At 68.1% G+C, this 3,956-nt stretch carries 5 protein-coding genes and 1 pseudogene; all 6 read right to left on the bottom strand.

Translation table 11 applies throughout. The features are described 5' to 3' along the window. A partial coding sequence (locus tag OP79_RS48555; protein WP_033329641.1) for an extracellular solute-binding protein occupies window positions 1-609 on the bottom strand: 609 nt, incomplete at its 3' end. Window positions 610-662: 53 nt separating this feature from the next. After that, window positions 663-875, bottom strand: a pseudogene (locus tag OP79_RS56690) (transposase); the annotation flags it as partial. A gap of 151 nt (window positions 876-1,026) precedes the next feature. Next, window positions 1,027-1,554 (bottom strand): cupin domain-containing protein, encoded by a 528-nt coding sequence (locus OP79_RS48550; RefSeq protein WP_245685754.1) that lies wholly within the window; start codon window positions 1,552-1,554, stop codon window positions 1,027-1,029. A 160-nt stretch (window positions 1,555-1,714) separates the two neighbouring features. Further along, complete coding sequence (locus tag OP79_RS48545; RefSeq protein ID WP_033329639.1) at window positions 1,715-2,449, bottom strand: SDR family NAD(P)-dependent oxidoreductase; 735 nt, start codon at window positions 2,447-2,449, stop codon at window positions 1,715-1,717. A gap of 84 nt (window positions 2,450-2,533) precedes the next feature. Then, entirely contained in the window at window positions 2,534-3,640 is a 1,107-nt protein-coding gene (locus tag OP79_RS48540) for an alanine racemase (RefSeq protein ID WP_051745898.1), read from the bottom strand. Window positions 3,641-3,763: 123 nt separating this feature from the next. Next, window positions 3,764-3,956: RidA family protein (locus tag OP79_RS48535; RefSeq protein ID WP_033329638.1), on the bottom strand; the 193-nt coding region annotated here is incomplete at its 5' end.

Genomic DNA, 3,956 nt, shown 5'->3' with positions numbered 1-3,956 from the left:
CGGCACGCCGTCGGCCAGCAGCGCGAACTCCAGCTCGGGCAGGTCACCGTCCGGGCTGACCATCGAGCGGCCGCCCTTGAACGCCTTGGTGTCCCAGAAGTCCGCCCACGACTCCGGCTTCTTACCCCCGAACGCGTCCGTGCGGTACCCGATGCACTGGCCGTAGAAGCTGTGGCCGATGGCGTGCTCGGTGATCTGGTTCTCGGGGATCTTCGCGCTCTTCACGCTCTTGACCCGGTCGAGGTCCAGCGTCTCCAGGGCGTCCTGCTTCACATACTTGTGGTGCGACATCATCGAGTTGTTGATGAGGTCGCACTGCGGGCGGCCCTGCTCGATCTGGGCCAGCAGCGGAGCGTCGTCCAGGTTCAGCACCTTCACCTGGATGCCGGTCTCCCGCGTGAACGGCGTGTAGATCGCCTTCTGCAGGGCCGCACCGTAGGAACCGCCGCTGTCACGGACGACCACCGTCTTGCCGCCGCCCTTGCCCCCACCGGACGACACACGGCTGGTGCCGGTGCCGCAGGCGGCGAGGGAGGGAAGAGCGGCGAGGGCAGCGAGGCCGCCTGCTCCGCGCAGGAGCGCTCTACGACCGATCTGGGCATCACTCATGGCAATACTCCTCATCTGGGGACGCGTGGACCAGCTGTGCGGGGCTTTACCTCGCGGGTGCGGGGGGGATGGTGCAGGGCGGCGAACGCGGACAGAGCATCGCCCGCTTGCGTTGCCGATCGCCGCTTTGGGCGCGTGTTCGCCGTGGATCGAAGTCCCCGACGACCTTGTCGTCGGAGCGACGCCGGCTAGAGGACCGGGTGAGTGGCGGTGGGGAAGCTGGAGCCGTGACAGGCGGTGACCAGCGGAGTGGGGACGGTCCTCACCAGAGCCGCAGCATGAGGGCTCTCGTGAGGGATGAAGCAGAGCCGGGCCTGCGGCTGAGGGACGGGCCGAGCGGTCCATCGGCCCCGGCGACGTTGCTCAGCAGGTAGCTTCGCGAGAGATCCCGAAGACGATCGGGGCCCGGCATCGACATCACATCACGGTCACGTAGATCTTGCGGACGGTTTCGATGGTCTTCCAGACGCCGACGTAGCCCGGCTTCATGACGAAGCTGTCGCCGGCCTTGCAGATCACCGGCTCGCCGCCTTCGGGTATGAGTTCGACGATGCCGGAGAGGATGTGGCAGAACTCGAAGGTCTCGCCCCTGATCGATCGCATCTCGCCGGGCGTCGCTTCCCAGACGCCCGTATGGATCGACTCCCCACGGGCGACGTCCTGGGCCCAGGTCTTGAAGGCGGGGTTGCCGGAAATCAGGCGTTCCGGGAGCGGGCCGGACTCTCGCGGCGCGAAGGAGGGATTGGTGTCGATGGCCTTCAGGAGCGACATGTCTTTCCTTTTTGAGCTTGGGAAGTTGGTAGCCGCGGCCACGGTCGATGAGCCGTTGCCGAGCGGCGTCTGGCACGCACTCGTGGGCGTGGCCCGTTCCCGATGTGCGGAGGCCGGCGACGCGTCGCGGCTGGTGCCGGGATGGCCGGGTGGCTCGGATGCGGTTGTCGGCACGGGCGCACTGTGGGTGGCACCGTTCGAGTGCGGCGAATGGGGTACGCACTCGACGCGTGTTCGATCGTTCATGCCGCAATCGGCGGTCGCCCGAGGCAGAAGGCGAGACGGAGAGCAGGTCGTTCAGCCCATTGCTGGTGGGGATGCCCAGCAGGGGTGTTCAGAAAGCGGTGTACCCGCCGTCGACGGTCAGGACCGATCCGGTCACGTACGACGACTCCGACGAGGCGAAGAAGAGCACCGCGTCAGCGACCTCTTCGGGGGTGGCGAGGCGTTGGAGCGGGATCGTGCTCTCGCGCTCGCGGCGGTAGCCCTCGGGGTCGGGCCTGCGCTGGAACGCCGCTTCGATAATCGGTGTGGCGGTCAGGCCCGGAGCGACGACGTTGACACGGATGTTGCGCGGGGCCCATTCGATCGCCGCGCCCTTGGCGAGCATGATGAGGCCTCCCTTGGCGGCGGAATACAACACCTGCCCGGCCATGCCGACCATGCCCAGCCGTGAACTGACGCAGACGAACGAGCCACCAGTCTCGGGCATCAGCGGCGCGAAGTGCTTCATCACCAGGAACGCGCTGAGCAGGTTGCTCTCCAGCACGTTCCTCGCGTCGTCGCAGGCCATCTCGGTGAGCGGACTGACGGCCTGCAAGCCGTGGTTGAGGACGACGACGTCAACGGTGCCGAAGGACTCCGCTGCCTGCTTGGCCAGGTGCTCGACGAACGCCTCGTCGTTGAGGTCGCCGGGAACATACAGGTCGTCGGGCTCAGCGCTGTCGAGCCGCTCCCTGCGGCCGGTGAGCAGCAGCCGCGCGCCCTCGCGGCGGAAGTGGGCACTCACCGCCTGCCCGATGCCACTGCTGGCGCCTGTCACCAGGGCCGTGACGTTCTTGAGTCTCATGTCAGGCACTCCTCTTATGGGGGGGAGATCGGTCGTCGGGTTGCGGTTGCGGTCCGGGCCACGGGGGCTTGTCCCTGAGGCCGGTCAGTTGAGGAATCCGCGGGCGTCGACCGGCCAGCGCTGCAGCGACGTGCCCGTGCTGTCGGTGACGATCAGTTCCTCGAAACCGAGGACGACCGGGCATACGTGGTTCGGCACCACCGGTACGACGCTGCCGACGCTGGGGCGGAACTCGCCGTCCGGCAGCGGAAGGAACCCGTGGTACTCGTTGAGCTTGGCCAGTACTGCCTTCGTGCCGGCGATGCCGCCGTAGCCGATCTCGGGGCTGCCTTCGCGGCTGAGAGCTTTGGTGCCCACATCGAGGATGACCTGGTCGGGGACCCAGTCGCTGACCACGGTGCCGGCGACGAACAGCGCGATCTGGTCTTCCCCGCAGGCGCCAAGCCGGGCGTTGTTCAGATCGCCGAAGACGTACTCGCCGGGACGGATCTCGGTGATCACGCTGCTGGTGGAGAACTCGAGGGTGGGAGTGGAGCCGGCGCTGACCACCTCCGCGGTGACCCCGACACCGGCGAGGCTGCGTACCGCGGTGGTGAGCGCGACGTCCTGGTCCTCCGCGGCGCGCTGGCGGGCGTCCCGACCGGCGCCGCCGTGACCGGGATAGGTGAAGACGCCCACTGGCATCAGACCGCGCTTGCGGGCGGCGAGCGCGAGATCGCCCGCAGCCTCGGGCGGCGCCCCGGAACGACGGGCGCCACAGTCGACCTCGATCACGACCTGCAGCCGGTCCGGTTCGTCTCCCATCGCGTCGGCGAGGGCCTCGATCGCCGCGACGTTGTCCACGCCGACCCGCAGCCGGGCGGACTCGGCGAGCCGGCGGATCCGGGCTCGCTTCGTTCCCGCGGCCCAGATCGGGTAGGCGAGGAAGATGTCGTCGAACCCGGCCGCGGCGAAGACCTCGGCCTCACCGACGTTTCCCGCGGTGATCCCGACCGCGCCGGCCTCGATCTGGCGTCGCCCGATCTCCACGCACTTGTGCGTCTTGACGTGCGGCCTGACCTTGAGGTTGCGCTGGTCGGCGAAGCTCTGTATGCGGTCGATGTTGGCTTGCATGACGTCGACCAGCACGATCGGCGCGGGGGTGTCGATCCGCTCGACCAGAGCGTCGAGTGCTCGTTGCAGCCGGTTCACGCTGCCCTCCTTGTGGTTCTGCCTGGAATGATCGAGGGGCGCGGGTGCTGACTCCCCCTGGATGCCGAACGCGCGCGGCCCGCGATATCGCGCGCACTTGCGTACACCGCCGTCGGGCCCGCCCTACGCAGCGGTGCAGACCATCTGGATCTCGACCGGACTGTTGAGCGGCAGCCCGGCGACACCGATCGCGGTGCGGGCGTGGCGTCCGTTCTCGCCCAGTACCTCGATGAGCAGTTCACTGGCCGCGTTGGCGACGTTCGACTGCTCACCGAAGTCCGGCGTGCTGGCCACGAAGACCAGCATCTGCACGATC

Origin of the sequence: Streptomyces yerevanensis, assembly GCF_000716805.1 — a bacterium.
Taxonomy (GTDB): Bacteria; Actinomycetota; Actinomycetes; order Streptomycetales; family Streptomycetaceae; genus Streptomyces; species Streptomyces flaveus.
The sequence above is the reverse complement of the archived record's forward strand: the minus strand, read 5'-3'. Positions and strand labels throughout refer to the sequence as shown.